19 protein-coding genes are annotated in these 21,341 nt (G+C 62.8%); 15 read left to right on the top strand and 4 right to left on the bottom strand.

The window, feature by feature from the left end:
- The first annotated feature begins 62 nt into the window (after positions 1-62).
- The 10 genes from glyQ (at position 63) to AYB31_RS11535 (ending at position 10,393) form a co-directional block, all read left to right on the top strand.
- The gene (glyQ, locus tag AYB31_RS11580; RefSeq protein ID WP_068829001.1) at positions 63-1,010 is read left to right on the top strand and encodes a glycine--tRNA ligase subunit alpha; all 948 of its coding nucleotides are present in this window, start codon (positions 63-65) and stop codon (positions 1,008-1,010) included.
- Positions 1,010-3,064 carry a glycine--tRNA ligase subunit beta gene (gene glyS / locus AYB31_RS11575; protein WP_068828785.1) on the top strand — a complete coding sequence of 685 codons (2,055 nt, stop codon included), beginning with the start codon at positions 1,010-1,012 and terminating at the stop codon, positions 3,062-3,064. The genes glyQ and glyS overlap by 1 nt, the downstream gene beginning before the upstream one ends.
- Positions 3,065-3,110: 46 nt before the next feature.
- Entirely contained in the window at positions 3,111-3,641 is a 531-nt protein-coding gene (gmhB, locus tag AYB31_RS11570) for a D-glycero-beta-D-manno-heptose 1,7-bisphosphate 7-phosphatase (protein ID WP_068828783.1), read from the top strand.
- Between the two features lie 15 nt (positions 3,642-3,656).
- Positions 3,657-4,430 (top strand): lysophospholipid acyltransferase family protein, encoded by a 774-nt coding sequence (locus tag AYB31_RS11565; RefSeq protein ID WP_068828781.1) that lies wholly within the window; start codon positions 3,657-3,659, stop codon positions 4,428-4,430.
- A 208-nt stretch (positions 4,431-4,638) separates the two neighbouring features.
- On the top strand, positions 4,639-5,244 hold the full coding sequence (locus tag AYB31_RS11560; RefSeq protein WP_068828779.1) for a CDP-alcohol phosphatidyltransferase family protein: 606 nt from the start codon (positions 4,639-4,641) through the stop codon (positions 5,242-5,244).
- A 28-nt stretch (positions 5,245-5,272) separates the two neighbouring features.
- The gene (locus tag AYB31_RS11555; protein ID WP_068828777.1) at positions 5,273-7,024 is read left to right on the top strand and encodes a bifunctional alpha/beta hydrolase/class I SAM-dependent methyltransferase; all 1,752 of its coding nucleotides are present in this window, start codon (positions 5,273-5,275) and stop codon (positions 7,022-7,024) included.
- Positions 7,024-8,379: a phosphatase PAP2/dual specificity phosphatase family protein gene (locus AYB31_RS11550; RefSeq protein ID WP_153020705.1), complete on the top strand. Its 1,356-nt coding sequence runs from the start codon at positions 7,024-7,026 to the stop codon at positions 8,377-8,379. Before AYB31_RS11555 ends, AYB31_RS11550 begins: the two co-directional genes overlap by 1 nt.
- Complete coding sequence (locus tag AYB31_RS11545) at positions 8,369-8,824, top strand: hypothetical protein (protein ID WP_068828775.1); 456 nt, start codon at positions 8,369-8,371, stop codon at positions 8,822-8,824. The genes AYB31_RS11550 and AYB31_RS11545 overlap by 11 nt, the downstream gene beginning before the upstream one ends.
- Before the next feature lie 11 nt (positions 8,825-8,835).
- The gene (locus AYB31_RS11540; RefSeq protein WP_068828772.1) at positions 8,836-9,459 is read left to right on the top strand and encodes a lysophospholipid acyltransferase family protein; all 624 of its coding nucleotides are present in this window, start codon (positions 8,836-8,838) and stop codon (positions 9,457-9,459) included.
- A gap of 1 nt (position 9,460) precedes the next feature.
- Positions 9,461-10,393, top strand: a complete 933-nt coding sequence (locus AYB31_RS11535; RefSeq protein WP_068828770.1) for a phosphatidate cytidylyltransferase — start codon at positions 9,461-9,463, stop codon at positions 10,391-10,393.
- Between the two features lie 378 nt (positions 10,394-10,771).
- Here AYB31_RS11535 and gyrB read toward each other — a convergent pair whose 3' ends face one another.
- The 4 genes from gyrB to dnaA are packed head-to-tail and all read right to left on the bottom strand — an operon-like array spanning position 10,772 to position 16,872.
- Positions 10,772-13,195 (bottom strand): DNA topoisomerase (ATP-hydrolyzing) subunit B, encoded by a 2,424-nt coding sequence (gyrB, locus tag AYB31_RS11530; protein WP_068828768.1) that lies wholly within the window; start codon positions 13,193-13,195, stop codon positions 10,772-10,774.
- The gene (gene recF, locus AYB31_RS11525; protein WP_068828766.1) at positions 13,192-14,292 is read right to left on the bottom strand and encodes a DNA replication/repair protein RecF; all 1,101 of its coding nucleotides are present in this window, start codon (positions 14,290-14,292) and stop codon (positions 13,192-13,194) included. The genes gyrB and recF overlap by 4 nt, the downstream gene beginning before the upstream one ends.
- Before the next feature lie 7 nt (positions 14,293-14,299).
- Positions 14,300-15,403, bottom strand: coding sequence for a DNA polymerase III subunit beta (dnaN, locus tag AYB31_RS11520; RefSeq protein ID WP_068828763.1), 1,104 nt, complete (start codon positions 15,401-15,403; stop codon positions 14,300-14,302).
- Between the two features lie 29 nt (positions 15,404-15,432).
- On the bottom strand, positions 15,433-16,872 hold the full coding sequence (gene dnaA / locus AYB31_RS11515) for a chromosomal replication initiator protein DnaA (RefSeq protein ID WP_068828761.1): 1,440 nt from the start codon (positions 16,870-16,872) through the stop codon (positions 15,433-15,435).
- A gap of 524 nt (positions 16,873-17,396) precedes the next feature.
- On the opposite strand from dnaA, the gene rpmH reads away from it, so the two are divergent.
- The 5 genes from rpmH to mnmE all read left to right on the top strand — a co-directional run bounded on the left by rpmH (position 17,397) and on the right by mnmE (position 21,289).
- Entirely contained in the window at positions 17,397-17,531 is a 135-nt protein-coding gene (gene rpmH / locus AYB31_RS11510) for a 50S ribosomal protein L34 (RefSeq protein ID WP_019340723.1), read from the top strand.
- Between the two features lie 13 nt (positions 17,532-17,544).
- Positions 17,545-17,940 carry a ribonuclease P protein component gene (rnpA, locus tag AYB31_RS11505; RefSeq protein WP_068828758.1) on the top strand — a complete coding sequence of 132 codons (396 nt, stop codon included), beginning with the start codon at positions 17,545-17,547 and terminating at the stop codon, positions 17,938-17,940.
- Positions 17,933-18,172 (top strand): membrane protein insertion efficiency factor YidD, encoded by a 240-nt coding sequence (gene yidD, locus AYB31_RS11500; protein ID WP_068828756.1) that lies wholly within the window; start codon positions 17,933-17,935, stop codon positions 18,170-18,172. Before rnpA ends, yidD begins: the two co-directional genes overlap by 8 nt.
- Positions 18,173-18,175: 3 nt before the next feature.
- The gene (gene yidC, locus AYB31_RS11495; protein ID WP_068828753.1) at positions 18,176-19,846 is read left to right on the top strand and encodes a membrane protein insertase YidC; all 1,671 of its coding nucleotides are present in this window, start codon (positions 18,176-18,178) and stop codon (positions 19,844-19,846) included.
- Between the two features lie 75 nt (positions 19,847-19,921).
- Positions 19,922-21,289, top strand: coding sequence for a tRNA uridine-5-carboxymethylaminomethyl(34) synthesis GTPase MnmE (gene mnmE / locus AYB31_RS11490; protein WP_068828751.1), 1,368 nt, complete (start codon positions 19,922-19,924; stop codon positions 21,287-21,289).
- Positions 21,290-21,341 lie beyond the last annotated feature (52 nt).

Below are 21,341 nucleotides of genomic sequence, written 5' to 3'. Positions count from 1 at the left end.
TGGCGTGGATGATCGGGTATACTGCGCGGCTTTATGCAAATGCCTCGATACCGGTGAAATTCGTGAGCCAGACAACGCCCGACGTGAGCACCTTCCAAGGCCTGATCCTCGCCCTGCAAAGCTACTGGGCCGAGCAAGGCTGCGTGATCCTGCAACCCTACGACATGGAAATGGGTGCCGGTACCTTCCACACCGCCACCTTCCTGCGCGCCATCGGTCCGGAGACCTGGAACGCCGCCTACGTACAGCCCTCGCGCCGCCCGGCCGACGGCCGCTACGGCGAGAACCCCAACCGCCTGCAGCACTACTACCAGTTCCAGGTGGTGCTCAAGCCGAACCCGGACAACATCCAGGACCTGTACCTGGAGTCGCTGCGCCGCATTGGCGTCGACACCCTGGTGCACGACATCCGCTTCGTCGAGGACAACTGGGAATCGCCGACCCTTGGCGCCTGGGGCCTGGGCTGGGAAGTCTGGCTGAACGGCATGGAAGTCACCCAGTTCACCTACTTCCAGCAGGTTGGCGGCGTCGAGTGCTACCCGGTCACCGGCGAGATCACCTACGGCCTCGAGCGTCTGGCCATGTACCTGCAGGGCGTCGACTCGGTGTATGACCTGGTCTACTCCGACGGCCCGTTCGGCAAGGTCACCTACGGCGACGTGTTCCACCAGAACGAAGTGGAGCAGTCCACCTTCAACTTCGAGCACGCCAACGTCGACAAGCTGTTCGACCTGTTCGACTTCTACGAGGCCGAAGCCAACCGCCTGATGGACCTGCAGCTGCCGCTGCCGGCCTACGAAATGGTGATCAAGGCCTCGCATAGCTTCAACCTGCTCGACGCCCGCCGCGCTATCTCGGTGACCGCGCGCCAGCAGTACATCCTGCGCGTGCGCACGCTGTCGCGAAACATCGCCCAGAGCTACCTGCTGGCCCGCGCCAAGCTCGGCTTCCCGATGGCCACGCCGGAGTTGCGTGACGAAGTGCTGGCTCAGTTGAAGGAGGCCGAATAATGAGCGCTCAGGATTTTCTGGTTGAACTGGGCACCGAAGAGCTGCCACCGAAAGCGCTGAAAAGCCTTGGTGACGCCTTCCTCGCCGGCATCGAAAAAGGCCTCAAGAGCGCCGGCCTGAGCTACAGCAAGGCGCGTATCTATGCCGCGCCGCGCCGCCTCGCCGTGCTGGTCGAACAGCTCGCCGCGCAGCAGCCGGATCGCACCGTCAATCTCGACGGCCCGCCCGTGCAGGCCGCGTTCGACGCCGAAGGCAAACCGACCCAGGCAGCGCTGGGCTTCGCCAAGAAATGTGGCGTCGAGCTGAGCCAGATCGACCAGAGCGGGCCCAAGCTGAAGTTCAGCCAGAGCATCGCCGGCCAGGCGGCCACCAGCCTGTTGCCGGGCATCGTCGAAAGCTCGCTGAACGACCTGCCGATCCCCAAGCGCATGCGCTGGGGCGCGCGCAAGACCGAGTTCGTGCGCCCGACCCAGTGGCTGGTCATGCTGTTCGGCCATCAGGTGGTCGACTGCGAGATCCTCGCCCAGAAGGCCGGCCGCATGTCGCGCGGGCATCGCTTCCACGCCAACTACGAGGTCGCCATCGAGAGCCCGGCACATTACGCCGAGAACCTGCGCGGTGCCTTCGTGGTCGCCGACTTCGCCGAGCGCCGCGCGCTGATCAGCCAGCGTGTCGCCGAACTGGCCGCCGCGGAGCAGGGCAGCGCCATCGTGCCGCCGGCCCTGCTGGATGAAGTCAGCGCCCTGGTCGAATGGCCGGTGCCGCTGGTCTGCTCCTTCGAGGAACGCTTCCTCGAAGTGCCGCAGGAAGCCCTGATCACCACCATGCAGGACAACCAGAAGTACTTCTGCCTGGTCGACGGCAACGGCAAGCTGCTGCCACGCTTCATCACCGTGGCCAACATCGAGTCGAACGATCCGGCACAGATCATCGCCGGCAACGAGAAGGTGGTGCGCCCACGCCTGACCGACGCCGAGTTCTTCTTCAAGCAGGATAAGCGTCAGCCGCTGGAGCAGCGCAACGAGCGCCTGGCCAACGTGGTGTTCCAGGCCCAGCTCGGCAGCGTCTACGACAAGGCCAAGCGCGTCTCCGCCCTGGCCGGCTTCATCGCCGAGCGTATCGGCGGCGACGCCAGCCGCGCAGCCCGCGCCGGCATCCTGTCCAAGTGCGACCTGGCCAGCGAGATGGTCGGCGAGTTCCCGGAGATGCAGGGCATCGCCGGCTACTACTACGCCAAGCATGACGGTGAAGCCGAGGACGTGGCTCAGGCGCTGAACGAGCAGTACATGCCGCGCGGCGCCGGCGCCGAGCTGCCGAGCACCCTCACCGGTGCCGCCGTGGCCGTGGCCGACAAGCTCGACACCCTGGTCGGCATCTTCGGCATCGGCATGCTGCCGACCGGCTCCAAGGACCCCTACGCCCTGCGCCGCGCCGCGCTTGGCGTGCTGCGCATCCTCATCGAGAAGCAGCTGGACCTGGACCTGGCCGCCGCCGTGACCTTCGCCATCGACCAGTACGCCGACAAGATCAAGGCCGAGGGCCTGGCATCCCAGGTGCTGGACTTCATCTTCGACCGCCTGCGCGCGCGCTACGAAGACGAGGGCGTGGATGTGGCCGTGTATCAGGCCGTACGTGCCCTCGGCCCGACCGCGCCGCTGGACTTCGACCAGCGCGTGCAGGCCGTGCAGGCCTTCCGCCAGCTACCGGAGGCCGCCGCCCTGGCTGCCGCCAACAAGCGTGTGTCGAACCTGCTGAGCAAGTACGACGGCAAGATCGCGGCAAGCGCCGAAGCTCACTACTTCGACAACCCAGCCGAGTTCAGCCTGTATTCGGCGATCCAGCAGGCCGCCCAGGCCGTACAACCGCTAGCCGCCGCACGCAGCTACCGCGAAGCACTGGAGCGCCTGGCGACCCTGCGCGAGCCGGTAGACGCCTTCTTCGAGGCGGTACTGGTCAACGCCGAAGATGCCGACGTGCGCGCCAACCGCTACGCCCTGCTGGCGCAGCTGCGTGGTCTGTTCCTCGGCGTGGCGGATATCTCGGTACTCGGCTGATGCTTCACCGGGCGGTGCAATGCCGCCCGGTCGCTCTGGTGATCATATGAAGCTGCTGATTCTCGACCGCGACGGCGTCATCAACGAAGACTCCGATGCCTACATCAAGTCGCTCGACGAGTGGATTCCCATTCCCGGCTCGATTGAGGCCATCGCCCGCCTGAGCAAGGCAGGCTGGACCGTGGCCGTGGCCACCAACCAGTCCGGCCTGGCCCGCGGCTACTATGACGAAACCACCCTGGAATCGATGCACGCACGACTGCGGCAACTGGTGGCAGAGCAGGGCGGCGAAGTCGGCCTGATCGTGCATTGTCCGCACGGCCCAGATGACGGCTGTGCCTGCCGCAAGCCAAAACCGGGTATGTTGCAGCAGATCGCCGCGCACTACGCCACGCCGTTGGCAGATATCTGGTTCGTCGGCGACAGCAGGGGTGACCTCGACGCCGCCCTGGCCGTCCATTGCCAGCCCGTGTTGGTAAAAACCGGTAAGGGCGAGCGTACGCTGGCCAAACCATTGCCAGCGGGAACCTTGGTATTCGATGATCTGGCGGCGATCGCCGATCAGCTACTTCTCTAGAGAACACGAGCTCCCATGACGACAGTGCAGGCCATCAGAACCTTCCTTTTCTACCTGCTGCTGTCTTCCAGCTCCTTCTTCTGGTGCATCCTCTGCGTGTTTATCGCGCCGCTGCTGCCGTTTCGCGCCCGCTACCGTTTCGTCATCCAGGCCTGGTGCCGCTGCGCCACCTGGTTGGCCAAGGTGGTGGTCGGCATCCGCTATGAGGTGCATGGCCTGGAAAACATCCCGCAGCAGCCCTGCGTGATCCTGGCCAAGCACCAGAGCACCTGGGAAACATTCTTCCTCTCCGCCTTCTTCGAGCCACTGTCGCAAGTGGTCAAGCGCGAGCTGCTGTACGTGCCGTTCTTCGGCTGGGCCATGGCCATGCTCAAGCCCATCGCCATCGACCGCAGCAACCCCAAGGCCGCACTCAAACAACTGGCCAAGCAGGGCCACGAGCGCCTGGAGCAGGGCGCCTGGGTGCTGGTGTTCCCGGAAGGCACGCGCATCCCGCCAGGCCAGATCGGCAAGTTCTCCCGCGGCGGCGCCGCCCTGGCAGTGAATGCCAACCTGCCGGTACTGCCGATTGCCCACAACGCCGGTGAGTTCTGGCCGAAAAACGGTTGGGCCAAGTTCCCCGGCACCATCCAGGTGGTGATCGGTCCGCTCATGCACGCCGAAGGGCAGGGCCCGCGCGCCATCGCCGAACTCAACGAACGCGCCTTCAACTGGGTGTGCCAGGCCCAGCAGCAGATCAGCGGTGTAGCACCGCAAGTCAGCGGCGTAGACGCGTCAGGAGTGGTTTGAAGGCAGCTGTGGATAAGCTGTGCAGGAAAAGCCATCAGGGTGCCATATAAGCTTTCAAGGCTTTGATTTTAAAGAACTTATTTTTACTGGTAAGCAAACAGGCTGCAGGGCATAAGTTTTTCGCGTAGCGGCGCACAGACTTAGCGGAACACCGCGCCGGTAAAGGGGTTAAGCTAGCTCGCATCATGTGAAAGGGACTTTTCGCACCATGCCATCCATCTATCAGCTCAAGCCACGTTTCCAGAGCCTGCTGCGCCCCGGCGTCACCCGCCTGCACGCGCGCGGCGTCACCGCCAATCAGGTGACCCTGGCCGCCGCCATCCTCTCCGTACTGCTCGGCGCCCTGCTGGCCGCCTTTCCCGCCAGTACCTGGCTGTTTGCTCTGATCCCCCTGTGGATGCTGCTGCGCATGGCGCTGAATGCCGTGGACGGCATGCTCGCCCGCGAATTCGGCCAGCAGTCCAAACTCGGTGCCTATCTCAACGAACTGTGCGACGTGATCGCCGACAGCGCCCTGTACCTGCCCTTCGCCCTGCTGGCCGGCGTCTCGCCAGCCCTGGTGGTGCTGGTGGTGGTACTCGCGGTGATCAGCGAATACGCCGGCGTACTCGGCCCCATGGTCGGTGCCTCGCGGCGCTACGACGGCCCGATGGGCAAGAGCGACCGCGCCTTCTGCTTCGGCGTGCTGGGTGCTGGTGTCGCCAGCGGCCTGCTACCTGCACTGTGGATCAACGCCTTGCTGGCGCTGATTCTGCTGCTACTGCTGCTCACCCTGATCAATCGCGTTCGCCACGGTCTGACCGAGGCCGCATAGAACCCCACCCGGAATAAGGACATTCCCGATGCGCGACTCACTCAACCACAGCTTCACCACCCACGACGGCGTCGAGCTGTTCTACCGCCACTGGCCGGCCAGCGACAGCACTGGCCCGCGCCGCGCCGTGGTGATGTTCCACCGTGGTCACGAGCACGGTGGACGCATGGCCCACCTGGTCGACGAGCTGGACCTGCCCGGCTACGACTTCTTCGCCTGGGATGCCCGCGGCCACGGCCAGTCGCCCGGCGAACGTGGCGACAGCCCGAGTTTCGCCACCAGCGTGCGCGATGTGCAGACCTTCATCGACCACATCCAAACCAAGCACGCCATCGCCGAGCAGGACATGGCCGTGCTGGCGCAGAGCGTCGGCGCGGTCGTCGTCAGTACCTGGGCCCACGACTACGCACCGCAAATCCGCTGCCTGGTGCTCGCCTCGCCGGCATTCAAGGTCAAGCTCTACGTGCCATTCGCCCGCCCCGGCCTCAAGCTGATGCGCGCCTGGCGCGGCAACTTCTTCGTCAACAGCTACGTCAAGGCACGCTTCCTCAGCCACGACCCGGAGCGCATCGCCTCCTTCGAGAACGACCCGCTGATCAGCCGGCCGATTTCGGTGAACATGCTGCTCGGCCTGTATGAAGCTGCCGACCGCGTGGTGGCCGACGCCCAGGCGATCCAGATTCCCACCCAGCTGCTGATCTCCGGTGCCGACTTCGTGGTGCACCGCAAGCCGCAGGAACAGTTCTTCGAGCGCCTGGGCAGCCTGCGCAAGGAGAAGCACATCCTCCCCGGCTTCTTCCACGACACCCTCGGCGAGCGCGACCGCGCCCATGCACTGAAGCGCGCACAACGCTTCATCCTGGAATGCTTCGCCCATCCGGCCGAACGACCGTCGCTGCTGGATGCCGACCGCAGCGGCTGGAGCTGCGCCGAGGCCGAGGAGCTGGCCGCGCCGCTGCCGAAAAATTCGCTCGGCGACCTGTACTGGCGCGCCACCCGTGCCGGCCTCAAGCTCGGCAATGGGCTGTCCGACGGCGTCAAGCTGGGCTTCGCCACCGGCTTCGACTCGGGCAGCACCCTGGACTATGTCTACCGCAACCAACCCAGCGGCAAATCCGCGCTGGGCCGGCTGATCGACCAGAACTACCTGAACTCCATCGGCTGGCGCGGCATCCGCCAGCGCAAGGTGCATGCCGAGGAGCTGCTGCGCCTGGCCATGCGCAAGCTGCGCGAGGCGGGCAAGGGCGTGCGTATCGTCGATATCGCCGCCGGCCATGGCCGCTATATCCTCGAATCGCTCGAAGGCCTGGAGCAGAAGCCGGACGCCATCCTGCTGCGCGACTACAGCGAGATCAACATGCGCGATGGCAGCGCGTTGATCGAGCAGAAGGGCCTGGGCGACATCGCCCGCTTCGTCAAAGGCGATGCCTTCGACAAGGCCGACCTGGCCAGCCTCGACCCCAAGCCGACGCTGGCGGTGGTCTCCGGGTTGTACGAGCTGTTCGGCAGCAACCAGATGGTCGGCGACTCGCTGGCCGGCCTGGCCGCAGCGGTCGAGGAGGGCGGCTACCTGGTCTACACCGGCCAACCCTGGCACCCGCAGCTGGAACTGATCGCCCGCGCCCTGACCAGCCACCGCGAAGGTCAGCCCTGGGTGATGCGCCGCCGCAGCCAGGCGGAAATGGACCAGCTGGTGGCCGCAGCCGGCTTCCGCAAGCTGGAACAACGTATCGACGAATGGGGCATCTTCAGCGTCAGCCTGGCGCAGCGGGTTTCCTGATGGACGCCTCTGTTCCACGTGAAACCGGGCTGTGGAAACGCGGGGTACTCTGGCTGCTGCTGCTCGGCCCGCTGTTCTTCGCCAGCTACGGCTTCGCCAACTGGCTGACCACCCAGCGCGACGATGTCGGCAGCCTGGTGTTCGCCTGGGAAAGCGCGATGCCGCTGTGGCCCTGGAGCATCGTGCCCTACTGGTCGATCGACCTGCTCTACGGCCTGTCCTTCCTAGTGCCGGCAACGCGCCAGGAGATGGATCGCCACGCCCTGCGCCTGCTCAGCACACAACTCATCTGCGTCGCCTGCTTCCTGCTCTGGCCGCTGCGCTTCACCTTCGAGCGCCCGGAACTGAGCGGTTTCTTCGGCTGGATGTTCGATTTGCTGATGGGCTTCGACAAGCCCTTCAACCAGGCCCCTTCGCTGCATATCGCCCTGCTGGTGGTGATCTGGACGATGTTCGCCCGGCATACTCATGGCCCGCTCCTGCGCGGCCTGCTGCACGGCTGGATGGCGCTGATCGGCCTGTCGGTGCTGACCACCTGGCAGCACCACTTCATCGACGTGCCGACCGGTGCGCTGGCCGGCTGGCTGTGCGTCTGGCTGTGGCCCATCGAAGGGCGTAGCCCGCTGCAGCAGCTGCGCCCGGCCCGTCAGCTCAAGCGCTGGCGCCTGGCCCTGCGCTACGGCCTGGGCAGTGCCCTGTTTGCCGCGCTGGCGGTCAATCTGGGCGGCACCTGGCTATGGCTGCTGTGGCCCTGCGCCGCGTTGCTGCTGGTCGTGCTGAACTACACCCTGGTCGGTGCCGCGGGCTTTCAGAAACGTGCAGATGGCCGCCTCGGCATGGCCAGCCAATGGCTGTTCGCGCCCTACCTGCTCGCAGCCTGGTGCAACTCGCGGCTATGGACGCGTAAACATCCGCAGGCCGATCAGGTGGTGGAGGGCATCTGGCTCGGGCGCATCCCGAGCACGGCGCAGGCGCAGCCATTCGCCAGCGTACTCGACCTGTGCGCCGAGCTGCCGTTCTGCAACGCAGACCTGAACTACCGCAGCCTGCCGCGTCTCGACCTGGTGCCGGCCGATGCGCAGGCCTGCCGCGAAGCCGCCGCCGCCATCGAGGAACTGCGCCACGCCGGCCCTCTGCTGGTCTGCTGCGCCCTCGGTTATTCGCGCAGTGCCACCGCCGTGGCCGCCTGGCTGCTGCTCAGTGGGCAAGCCAGCAGCGTGACGCAGGCCATCGAGCGTATTCGCGCGGCGCGGCCGCGCGTCGTCCTGTCCCTGGAACAGTGCCAGATCCTGCAAGCGCTGCTGCCGGACAGCCATTCGCCACGCAACGAGCTGGAGGTGATCCATGGTCACTGAGACGCAACTTGCCCTGGTCGCCAGCCTGCTGCGGCGCGGGCGCAATCTGGATCGCCTGTCCACCGGGCTTACCCTGCTGGCCCTGGCCTATGGCCTGGCAGCACTGCTTGGTGCAACACAAAGCGCTACCGCCAGCCTGCTTTGCGGCCTGCTCCTGATGCTCGGCCTGGCGCAGAAGTACTGGGCCCTGCGCGTGGCGCTGGATGCTGAACTGTTCCAGCACCTGGCTGACACCAGTACCGAGCTGCCGCAGCGGACAGCCGATCTGGACCAGGCCCTGCTCACCCTGGGCCTGCAAGCCAAGCCCAGCAGCCCGCGCGACGGTAACCAACGCAGCCATGGCGCGCTGCGTCTGTTGCGCCTGCAAGCCGCCTGGCTGGTCGCGCAGCTGCTGCTCGCCCTGGCCATCATTCTCGTCATGCCCTGGCTTTCCCTGGCTGGATAAAGGAGTCATCCATGCTCGCCGACCTCACCGCTTTCGCCATCACCTCGGCCGCCCGGTTGCTCACCGGTGCCCGCGCCCTCTGGCTGGGCAGCACGGCACAGCCCGTGCAACGCCTCTACTACGCCAACCACAGCAGCCACGGCGACTTCGTCCTGCTGTGGGCCTCGCTGCCGGCAGAGCTACGCCAGCGCACGCGCCCCGTGGCCGGCGCCGACTACTGGCAGAAGGCGGGCCTGCGCAGCTTTCTAATCAACCAGGTCTTCAACGGCGTACTGGTCGACCGCGATCGCAGCGACCCGAATGTCAGTCCACTGCAGCCGATGCTAGATGCACTGGGGCAGGGCGATTCGCTGATCATCTTCCCCGAGGGCACACGCAACCTCGGCGACGAACCCTTGCTGCCCTTCAAGAGCGGCCTCTACCACCTGGCTCAGGCCCACCCCCAGGTCGAACTGATCCCGGTGTGGATCGCCAACCTCAACCGCGTGATGCCCAAGGGCAGGGCACTGCCCTTGCCTCTGCTGTGCACCCTGAGTTTTGGTGCGCCGCTGGAACCTGTCGAGGGCGAAGCCAAGAGCGCATTCCTCGAACGAGCACGCAACGCCCTGCTGGCCCTGGCACCGGAGGAAGTCTGAGATGGATCGTAATACCCTGCTGCTGTTCGCCGGTATCGGCGCCGTTCTCCTGCTGGCGACCCTGATCGCCCGCATCCTGCGCCGCCGTGCCGGCACTGAACCGAACGCCGTGCTCGACAACCTCAACGCGCGTATCGATGCCTGGTGGGCCATGGTGCTGGTGATCGGCATCGCCTTCCTGTTCGGCAACAACGGCGTGATCCTGCTGTTCTACTTCGTGTCCTTCTACGCCCTGCGCGAGTTCCTCACTCTGACGCCGACTCGGCGCAGCGACTACCCGGCGCTGGTCGCAGCCTTCTACTTCGCCCTGCCAATGCAGTACCTGCTGATCGCCCTGGACTGGTACGGTCTGTTCGCCATCTTCATTCCGGTCTACCTGTTCCTGCTACTGCCGATTCTCGCCTCCCTGGGCGGCGATACCACGCGCTTTCTCGAGCGCGCCTCGAAAGTGCAGTGGGGTCTGATGATTGCCGTCTACTGCGTCTCCGCCGTGCCGGCGCTGCTGACCCTGGATATTCCCGGCTACGAGGGTCGCAACCTGCTGCTGATCGCCTGGCTGATCATCGTTGTGCAGCTGTCCGATGTGCTGCAGTACGTCTGTGGCAAGCTGTTCGGCAAACGCAAGATCGCCCCCAAGCTGTCGCCATCGAAGACGGTGGAAGGCTTTGTCGGCGGCGTGGCCCTGGCCAGCCTGGTCGGCGCGCTGCTCTGCTGGATCACCCCGTTCAGTTTCTGGCAGGCCGCGCTGATGGCGCTTACCGTCAACCTGCTCGGCTTCGCCGGTGGCCTGGTGATGTCGGCGATCAAACGGGATAGGGGCGTGAAGGACTGGGGGCACATGATCGAAGGCCACGGCGGTATGCTCGATCGCATGGACTCGGTGTGCTTCGCCGCGCCGATCTTCTTCCACTTCGTGCGTTACTGGTGGGCCTGAAGCTCACGGTCCTGCGGGCAACAGAATGGCTGAACCATTTTTGTTGCCCGCCAAGGAATGACAGACAACAAAAAACCCGCCGAGGCGGGTTTTTTATGACCTTCCGACATCCTGTCGTTTGCCATCCTGGCGCGGTCTGTCTTCCTTGACCCGGGGCATCCTGCCTCCGGTAAGTGCGTTTAGATTACCCATGCTCCGACGCAGGTAACAGAGTCGTATCTCGTCTCGGCGTGTAAGCCTTTCGCTATAGTCGCTAAGTGCCTTAACGATGAATGCAGGCTAGATCTGAGCACTGCTGAACTGAGTGCAATAAAAACCCCGGCACGGGGCCGGGGTTGGATACGTCACCCCGGCGCGCCGGGATTCAACCGAAAGCGCTTAGAAATCCAGGTTGGACACCGCCAGGGCGTTGCTCTCGATGAAGTCGCGGCGCGGCTCCACGGCATCGCCCATGAGGGTATTGAAGATCTGGTCCGCAGCGATGGCGTCCTCGATGGTGACCTTGAGCATGCGGCGCACGTTCGGATCCATGGTGGTTTCCCACAGCTGCTCCGGGTTCATTTCGCCCAGCCCCTTATAGCGCTGGATACTGTGACGCTTGGTGCTCTCGGTCATCAACCAGCCCAGGGCATCCTTGAAGGTGCTGACCGCTTTCTTGCGCTCGCCACGCTGCACGTAGGCGCCGTCTTCCAACAGACTATTGAGCTGGTGACCGAGGGTGGTGACCGACTTGTAGTCGTTGCTGGCAAAGAAGTCGCGGTTGAAGGTGATATAGGTGGACAGGCCGTGGGCCATCACTTCGACTTCTGGCAGCCACAGGTGGCGCTCACGGTCTTCACGCAGGCTGGCACTGTAGGTCTGGCCAGACTTCTCGGCGCCTTTCAGGCGCGCCTGGAAGCTTTCCAGCCAGCTCTGCATGGCACTCTGGTCCGCCATCTGCTCCAACGAAACGCTGGGCAGGTAGACGAAGTGCTCGGTGAGCTCCTTCGGGTAGACCCGGGACAGACGATCGAGAGTCTTCATCACGCTGCGATAGTCGTTGACCAGACGTTCCAGCGCTTCACCGGACAGGCCGGGCGCATTCTCATTGACGTGCAGGCTGGCATCTTCCAGGGCCGACTGGGTCATGTACTCGTCCATGGCCTCGTCGTCCTTGATGTACTGCTCCTGCTTGCCTTTCTTCACCTTGTACAACGGGGGTTGGGCGATATAAATGTAACCGCGCTCGACCAGCTCCGGCAGCTGGCGGAAGAAGAAGGTCAGCAGCAGGGTACGGATGTGCGAACCGTCGACGTCGGCGTCGGTCATGATGATGATGTTGTGGTAGCGCAGCTTGTCGATGTTGTACTCATCGCGGCCGATACCACAGCCCAGTGCGGTGATCAGGGTGCCCACCTCCTGGGAGGAAAGCATCTTGTCGAAACGCGCCTTCTCGACGTTGAGGATCTTGCCCTTGAGCGGCAGGATCGCCTGGGTCTTGCGGTTACGGCCCTGTTTGGCAGAGCCGCCCGCGGAGTCCCCTTCCACTATGTAGAGTTCGGACAGCGCGGGGTCTTTTTCCTGGCAGTCGGCCAGCTTGCCGGGTAGGCCGGCGATATCCAGGGCACCCTTGCGACGGGTCATCTCGCGAGCCTTGCGCGCGGCTTCACGAGCACGGGCGGCGTCGATCATCTTGCCGACCACAGCCTTGGCTTCGTTGGGGTTTTCCAGCAGGAAGTCGGAGAAGTACTTGCCCATCTCCTGTTCGACTGCGGTCTTCACCTCGCTCGATACCAGCTTGTCCTTGGTCTGCGAGCTGAACTTCGGGTCCGGAACCTTGACCGAGATGATTGCGGTCAAACCTTCGCGGGCGTCGTCACCGGTGGTGGCGATCTTGAATTTCTTCGCCAGGCCTTCCTGTTCGATGTAGTTGTTCAGGTGGCGGGTGAGGGCAGAGCGGAAGCCCGCCAGATGGGTGCCGCCGTCACGCTGCGGAATGTTGTTGGTGAAGCAGAGGATGTTCTCGTTGAAGCTGTCGTTCCACTGCAGCGCCACTTCCACGCCAACGCCGTCTTCTTCGCGCTGGATATTGAAGTGGAAAACCTGGTTGACGATGGTCTTGTTGGTGTTCAGGTATTCGACGAACGCCTTCAGACCACCTTCGTACTTGAACAGCTCCTCCTTGCCACTGCGCTCGTCCTTGAGGACGATGCCAACACCGGAGTTGAGGAAGGACAGCTCGCGCAGACGCTTGGCCAGGATGTCCCAGCTGAAGTGAATATTCTTGAAGGTGTCGTCCGACGGCTTGAAGTGAATCTGCGTACCGGTGCCTTCACTGTCGCCCACGGCCGCCAGGGGAGCCTGGGGTACACCGTGCACATAGGTCTGTTCCCAGACCTTGCCGCTACGGCGAATGGTCAGGATCAGTTCCTTGGACAGGGCGTTAACTACCGAAACGCCCACACCGTGCAGACCGCCGGAGACCTTGTAGCTGTTGTCGTCGAACTTACCGCCGGCGTGCAGCACGGTCATGATGACCTCGGCTGCGGATACGCCTTCTTCCTTGTGCATATCCACCGGAATACCGCGGCCGTTGTCGCGCACGGTGATGGATTCATCAGGATGGATGGTGATGCTGATCTCGGAGCAGTAACCGGCCAACGCTTCGTCGATGGAGTTGTCCACCACCTCGAACACCATGTGGTGCAGACCGGTGCCGTCATCGGTATCGCCGATGTACATGCCCGGGCGCTTGCGTACGGCATCCAGACCTTTGAGTACCTTGATACTCGAGGAGTCGTACGTTTTGTTTTCGTCGCTCATGCGTTCACTCCCGATGCGGTGATCACTCCATGTTCCACGTGGAACATGGCGACCGGCGTGTCCGTGCGCCAGCCATCCTTCAAAAATTCTTGGTCGACACAGGTGATGAACACCTGGCACTGCAAATCGTCCAGCAGTCGGCACAGAGCCTGTCGATGTCGCTCATCCAGCTCCGATGGCAAGTCGTCCACCAGATAAATACATTGGCCATGCTTGGCCTGATTCAGCAGATGCCCCTGGGCAATGCGTAAAGCGCAAACCACCAGCTTCTGCTGACCGCGAGAGAGTATCTCCGCGGCGTTGTGTGCCCCCAGACGCAAGCGCAGATCGGCGCGTTGCGGCCCGGCCTGGGTATGACCCAATTGCTGATCGCGGGGCAGGGTAGAAGCCAGTACTTCGGAAAGCGGCCTGTCCTTGTCCCAGCCTCGGTAGTAACTGAGGGTCAAACCTTCCAGCTCCACCAACTCACTCAACACCTGCTCAAAAACAGGCTTCAGCGCCTGGATATAGGCCCTGCGATAGCCGTCTAACTCATCGCTGGCCAGGCATAGTTCACGGTCCCAGGCCGCCTGCGAAGCGGCGTCAAGTGTACCATGCCGCAGCCACGAGTTTCGCTGCCGCAGGGCCTTCTGCAGGCGCTGCCAGGCCGGCAAAAAGCGTTGTTCCACGTGGAACACTCCCCAGTCGAGAAACTGTCTGCGCACTTTTGGCGCACCCTCGAGCAAGCGGAAGCTGTCCGGATTGATAACCTGCAGCGGTAAGAGTTCTGCCAACTGCGCAGTGCTGCGCGCATTCTGTCCATCGATGCGGATCTGCAACTCGCCCTGCCGATCACGGGAAATACCGAGGCTACTGAGATTGCCATCCTGTCGCTGCACCTGACCGAACACCGTACAAGCCGGCTGCTCGTACTGGATCATCGGCAGTAGCTTGTTGCTGCGAAAGGAGCGGGCAAGGCCAAGCAGATGCACAGCCTCCAGGAGACTGGTCTTGCCGCTGCCATTGGCGCCGTGAAGGATGTTGATGCGGGGGGAGGGAGAGAGCGTCACCGGGTGCAGATTTCGCACCGCGGTGACGGTGACGCGGGAGAGGGACATTCAGCTATTACAGGCGCATCGGCATAACGACGTAAGAAGAGTCGTCGTTGTCGGCTTCCTGCACCAGGGCACTGCTATTGGCGTCGGAGAGGATCAGACGAACCTGCTCGGTGGTCATCACGCCCAGCACGTCCAACAGGTAGCTGACGTTGAAGCCGATCTCCAGGGAGCCGCCGTTGTAATCGACTACGACTTCTTCTTCCGCCTCTTCCTGCTCCGGGTTATTGGCCTGGATTTTCAACAGGCCACTGGCCAGCTGCAGGCGAATACCACGGTACTTCTCGTTGGACAGGATGGCGGTGCGGCTGAAGGCCTCACGCAGGGCCTGGCGATCACCGACGACCAGCTTGTCGCCACCGCGTGGCAGCACGCGCTCGTAGTCAGGGAACTTGCCGTCCACCAGCTTGGAAGTAAAGGTGAACTCGCCGGTGGTGGCGCGGATATGGTTCTGACCGAGGACGATGGCCACTTCGCCATCCTGCTCGGTGAGCAGGCGAGCCAGCTCGAGGATACCCTTGCGCGGCACGATGACCTGATGCTTCTCGACCTGCTCGATGCCGGCCTGCATGGCACACATGGCCAGACGGTGACCGTCGGTGGCGACCGCTCGCAGCACGCCAGTCTGCACTTCCAGCAACATGCCGTTGAGGTAGTAGCGTACGTCCTGCTGAGCCATGGCGAAACTGGTGCGCTCGATCAGCCGGCGCAACTTGCTCTGCACCAGATTGAACGTCAGCGAACCTGGGCCTTCTTCCACTGTCGGGAAATCATTGGCGGGCAGAGTCGACAGGGTGAAGCGGCTACGCCCGGCCTTGACCACCAGCTTCTGCTCGTCGAGGCGGATGTCGATCATCACATCGCTCGGCAAGCTCTTGCAGATATCCATCAGCTTGCGTGCCGGGACAGTGATCTCGCCGGGTTCGGCGCTGTCTTCCAGCGTCACACGACCGACCAGCTCGACTTCCAGGTCGGTACCGGTCAGCGACAGCTGCTGGCCTTCGACCACCAGCAACACGTTCGACAGGACCGGCAAGGTCTGACGGCGTTCGACGACGCCGGCGACCAGTTGCAGGGGTTTCAACAGGGCTTCGCGTTGAATGGTGAAATGCATGGTCTCATCCCTTGCCTTGTGGGCTGCGATCAAGTGGTCAGGGTGCGCAGCAGGTTCTTGTAGTCCTCGCGGATATCCGCGTCGGCTTCCCGCAGTTCAGCAATCTTACGACAGGCGTGCAGTACTGTGGTGTGGTCTCTTCCGCCAAATGCATCGCCGATTTCCGGCAGGCTGTGGTTGGTCAGTTCCTTGGACAGCGCCATCGCCACCTGGCGTGGTCGAGCGACCGAGCGGGAGCGACGTTTGGAGAGCAGATCGGCGATCTTGATCTTGTAATACTCGGCCACAGTGCGCTGGATGTTATCCACGCTGACCAGCTTGTCCTGCAGGGCCAGCAGGTCCTTGAGCGACTCGCGGATCAACTCGATGCTGATCGGCTGGTTGGTGAAGTGCGAGTGAGCGATCACCCGCTTGAGCGCACCTTCCAATTCGCGCACGTTGGAGCGAATGCGCTGAGCAATGAAAAACGCCGCGTCATGGGGCAGATCCACCTTGGTCTGCTCGGCCTTCTTCATCAGGATGGCCACGCGGGTTTCCAGCTCAGGCGGTTCGACCGCCACGGTCAGCCCCCAGCCGAAGCGCGACTTCAGGCGCTCTTCCAGACCATCGATTTCCTTGGGGTAGCGGTCGCTGGTGAGAATCACCTGCTGGCCACCTTCGAGCAGGGCATTGAAGGTATGGAAGAACTCCTCCTGGGAGCGCTCCTTCTTGGCGAAGAACTGGATATCGTCGATCAGCAACGCATCCACCGAACGATAGAAGCGCTTGAATTCATTGATCGCGTTGAGCTGCAACGCCTTGACCATGTCGGCGACGAAGCGCTCGGAATGCAGGTACACCACCTTGGCATTCGGGTTCTTCTTCAGCAGGTGGTTGCCTACGGCATGCATCAGGTGAGTCTTGCCCAGGCCGACGCCACCATAAAGGAACAGCGGGTTGTAACCATGCTTGAGGTTGTCCGCCACCTGCCAGGCGGCGGCGCGCGCCATCTGGTTGGACTTACCCTCGACGAAGTTCTCGAAGGTGAAAGTACGGTTCAGGTAACTGGTGTGCTTGAGCGCACCCTCGACCTGAACGGTCCGCTCAGTCGGGCGAGTGATGGCAGGGGGAGGTGGCGCCGGTTCACTCGCGGGAGCGCGCTCTGCGACAACCGCTGCGCTGCCACTATTAATTGAAGGGGGCACAGGTGCGGTTACGACTGGAGCCTTGGGCGGAGCCGGATTGCGCTTACTGCCAATCAGCAGTGATAGGGCAGGTGCCAGGCCATTGGCACGCTCTGCCAGTAGCTCCAGCAGGCGCATCATGTACTTTTCGTTGACCCAGTCGAGGACGAAGCGATTGGGCGCATAGACGCGCAGTTCGTCTCCCGCGGACTCCACCTGCAAGGGGCGGATCCAGGTATTGAATTGTTGGGCAGGCAACTCGTCGCGAAGCAGCTCAACACACTGCTGCCAAAGTTCTACGGACACGGATATCCCCTGAAATCGCTACGGTCGGCGATGCAAAAAACAGCCTGCATTGTAGCCAGGGCGGATCGAGTTATCCACACGAATAGGGAATTTCAGCCAAGTAAAATCAATGATTTATTCATGTTTCCAGGATTACCCAAGGTAACGCCAAAAGCTGTGGATAAAGGTAACCAGAGCCCAGTGGAAAAGCCGGGGAGAATCCTGGTGACAAACACCTCTGTGGGTAAAAGCTGCGTCGATCCACAGCCCATGCACCAGTGCCGCACAAGACACACACGACTTACCGACAAGCTTATGCCTCGCTGCAAGCACCGGCTGACCGGCGCTGAGAGGGGTTACCCACAGGCGAGGGCCCCCTTAAGAGCAGTTAATACATCAAGCTCTTAAAGAATTTCTTTCCTTTTATCTTCTTTCTTCATTGGAAGCTGGTTGGAAATTGACCTTGGCCCTCGCTTTCACTAGAATCGCCGGTCTCTTTAAACGGGGGCCATTCCGGCCCGTATGGACCACCCAGGTAAATCACCATGAAACGCACTTTCCAACCCAGCACCCTCAAGCGCGCTCGCACCCATGGTTTCCGCGCTCGCATGGCCACCAAGAACGGCCGTGCCGTCCTGTCGCGTCGTCGCGCCAAGGGCCGCAAGCGTCTCGCCGTCTAATTAGCCGGAACGGGTGGTGAGTCAAGGCTTCGGCCGGGAAAAGCGTCTGCTGACCCCCCGGCAATTCAAATCGGTCTTCGACTCACCTAGCGGCAAGGCACCAGGCAAGAATGTCCTGCTCCTCGCTCGCGCCAACGAGCTGGATCATCCTCGACTCGGGCTGGTGATCGGCAAGAAAAGCGTCAAGCTCTCCGTTGAGCGCAACCGTCTCAAGCGCCTGATCAGGGACTCGTTCCGACTCAATCAGGCGTTGCTAGGCGGTCTGGACATTGTCGTGGTAGCACGCAAGGGGCTTGGCGATCTGGAAAACCCCGAACTGCATCAGCAATTCGGCAAACTCTGGAAACGCCTTGCTCGACAGCGTAACGAAGCCTCACCTCCCGGGGTAAGCGACAGCCCTCATGCGTAAACTGGCAATCCTCCCGATCCAGTTCTACCGCTATGCCATCAGCCCTTTGATGGCCAGTCACTGCCGCTTCTATCCCAGCTGTTCCTGCTACACCCAGGAAGCCATCGAAACTCATGGCTTGCTGCGTGGTGGCTGGCTTGGCATCCGTCGCCTGAGCCGCTGCCATCCCTGGAATCCCGGTGGCTATGACCCGGTTCCAGCTCTTTCTCCCTCTCCTTCGCTGACCGAGTAATCCATGGATATCCAACGCTCGATCCTGCTCGTCGCACTGGCCATCGTGTCCTATCTGATGGTGTTGCAGTGGAACGAGGACTACGGCCAGGCCGCACTTCCGGCCAGTGCCAGCGCCACGGTCGGAGGCACCCCAGCTGCCCTGGCGGATACCCCGATCGCCAGCAACGCAGGCGATGACGTGCCCACCGCCACAGGCGAAGCCAACACGCAACTGGCGGCTCCCGTGGCTGTCAGCGACGAGCTGATTCGGGTAAGAACCGACGTGCTCGATCTGGCCATCGATCCCAAGGGCGGCGACATCGTTCAGCTGACTCTGCCGAAATACCCGCGCCGTCAGGATCGTCCGGAAGTGCCTTTCCAGCTGTTCGACAACGGTGGCGAGCGTATCTATCTGGCACAGAGCGGTCTGATCGGCAGCAACGCGCCGGACAAGTCCAGTGGCCGTGCCCTGTGGAACAGCGCTCAGCGCTCTTACACCCTGGCCGACGGCCAGGATCAACTGGTAGTCGAGTTGACCTATGCCGAAAGCGGCGTCAACTACGTCAAGCGTTTCACCTTCGAGCGCGGCCAGTATGACCTGGGCGTCACCTACAAGATCGACAACCAGAGCGGCCAAGCCTGGAGCGGTAATTTCTACGCCCAGCTCAAACGCGACAACAGCGCCGACCCCTCGTCCACCACCGCCACCGGCACCGCCACCTATCTGGGTGCAGCCATGTGGACCGCCAACGAGCCTTATAAAAAGGTGAAGATGGGCGACATGGACGAGAAGAGCCTGCGCGAGACCGTGCAGGGCGGCTGGGTTGCCTGGCTGCAGCACTATTTCGTGACCGCCTGGGTTCCCTCCAAGGACAGCACCAATACCGTACAGACCCGCAAGGATGGCCAGGGCAACTACATCATCGGTTTCACCGGCCCGCAGCTGAGCGTCGCCAGCGGTGCCAGTGTCGAGACCGGCGCCACCCTGTACGCCGGCCCGAAAATCCAGGATCACCTCAAGGCTCTGTCCCCAGGCCTGGAGCTGACCGTGGACTACGGCATCCTCTGGTTCATTGCCCAGCCGATCTTCTGGTTGTTGCAACATATCCACAGCCTGCTGGGTAACTGGGGCTGGTCGATCATCGTCCTGACCATCATCATCAAACTGGCCTTCTTCCCGCTGTCCGCCGCCAGCTACAAGTCGATGGCGCGCATGCGCGCCGTATCGCCCAAGCTGCAGGCACTGAAGGAACAGCATGGCGACGACCGCCAGAAGATGTCCCAGGCCATGATGGAGCTGTACAAGAAAGAGAAGATCAATCCGCTGGGTGGCTGTCTGCCGATTCTGGTGCAGATGCCAGTGTTCCTGGCCCTGTACTGGACCCTGCTGGAAAGCGTGGAGATGCGCCAAGCCCCGTGGCTGCTGTGGATCACCGACCTGTCGATCAAGGATCCGTTCTTCCTCCTGCCGATCATCATGGGCGCCACCATGTTCATCCAGCAGCAGCTCAACCCAACCCCGCCGGACCCGATGCAAGCCAAGGTGATGAAGCTGATGCCGATCATCTTCACCTTCTTCTTCCTCTGGTTCCCTGCCGGTCTGGTGCTGTACTGGGTGGTCAACAACTGCTTGTCCATTGCCCAGCAGTGGTACATTACCCGCAGAATCGAAGCGGCCACGGCGAAAGCCTGAACCCGCTAAGCTGCACAAGACGCCCCCTCGTGGGGCGTTTTGCTATCTGTCAGTTATCCACAAGTGAGCCTGCATATGAGCACAGCCCGTGAAACCATCGCCGCCGTCGCCACCGCCCAAGGGCGTGGCGGAGTCGGCATCGTGCGGGTGTCCGGGCCCCAGGCACGTGCCATTGGCATCAGCCTCAGTGGCCTGCAGCCGAAGCCGCGGCATGCTCACTATGGACCCTGGGAGGACGCCGACGGCGAGGTGATCGATCAGGGCTTGCTGCTGTTTTTCCCCGGCCCGAACTCCTTCACTGGCGAGGATGTGCTGGAACTGCAGGGGCATGGCGGCCCAGTTGTGCTGGACATGCTGCTGCAGCGCTGCCTGCAGCTGGGCGCGCGCCAAGCCCGTCCCGGCGAGTTCAGCGAGCGCGCCTTCCTCAACGACAAGCTTGACCTGGCCCAGGCCGAGGCCATCGCCGACTTGATCGAGGCCAGCTCCACCCAGGCCGCGCGCAACGCCCTGCGCTCGTTGCAAGGCGAGTTCTCTCGCCGCGTGCACGAACTGACCGAACGCCTGATTCAACTGCGCATCTATGTCGAGGCCGCCATCGACTTCCCCGAAGAGGAGATCGACTTCCTCGCCGATGGCCATGTGCTGAGCCAGCTGGATCAGGTGCGCGAATACTTATCCACAGTGCTGCGCGAGGCCGGACAAGGTGCCCTGCTGCGCGACGGTATGAACGTGGTCATCGCCGGCCGGCCCAACGCCGGCAAATCCAGCCTGCTCAACGCTCTGGCCGGGCGTGAGGCGGCTATCGTCACCGATATCGCCGGGACCACCCGCGACGTGCTGCGCGAACATATCCACATCGACGGCATGCCACTGCATGTAGTCGACACCGCTGGTCTGCGCGCTACCGACGACCAGGTCGAGCGCATCGGTGTGGAGCGTGCGCTCAAGGCCATAGGCGAGGCCGATCGTGTGCTGCTGGTGGTCGACTCCACCGCCCCGGAAGCGGCCGATCCCTTCGCCCTGTGGCCCGAGTTTCTCGACAGCCGACCGGATCCGGCACGAGTGACCCTGATCCGCAACAAGGCCGACCTGTCTGGCGAAGAGGTCAGCCTGGAAACCTGCAGCGATGGTCACGTCACCCTCGCCCTGTCGGCCAAGTCCAGCGCCGGGCTCCATCTGTTGCGCGAGCACCTCAAGGCCTGCATGGGCTTCGAGCAGACCGCCGAGAGTGGCTTCAGCGCTCGTCGTCGTCATCTAGAGGCGCTGCGTCAGGCGCAAACCAGCCTGGAGCATGGCCGTGCCCAGCTGACCCTGCAGGGCGCCGGTGAGCTGCTGGCCGAAGACCTGCGCCAAGCCCAGCAGGCACTGGGGGAAATCACCGGCGCGTTCAGCTCCGACGATCTGCTCGGTCGCATCTTCTCCAGCTTCTGTATCGGCAAATAGACCCCTTTCCGCGCTACCTGCCTGCCAATTCCGGCGGTTTCCCCCTGCCGGG

The organism is Pseudomonas sp. BMS12, assembly GCF_001592875.1.
Classification (GTDB): Bacteria; Pseudomonadota; Gammaproteobacteria; order Pseudomonadales; family Pseudomonadaceae; genus Aquipseudomonas.
Note: the sequence above shows the minus strand (reverse complement) of the source record. Positions and strands in the feature narration are given on the sequence as shown.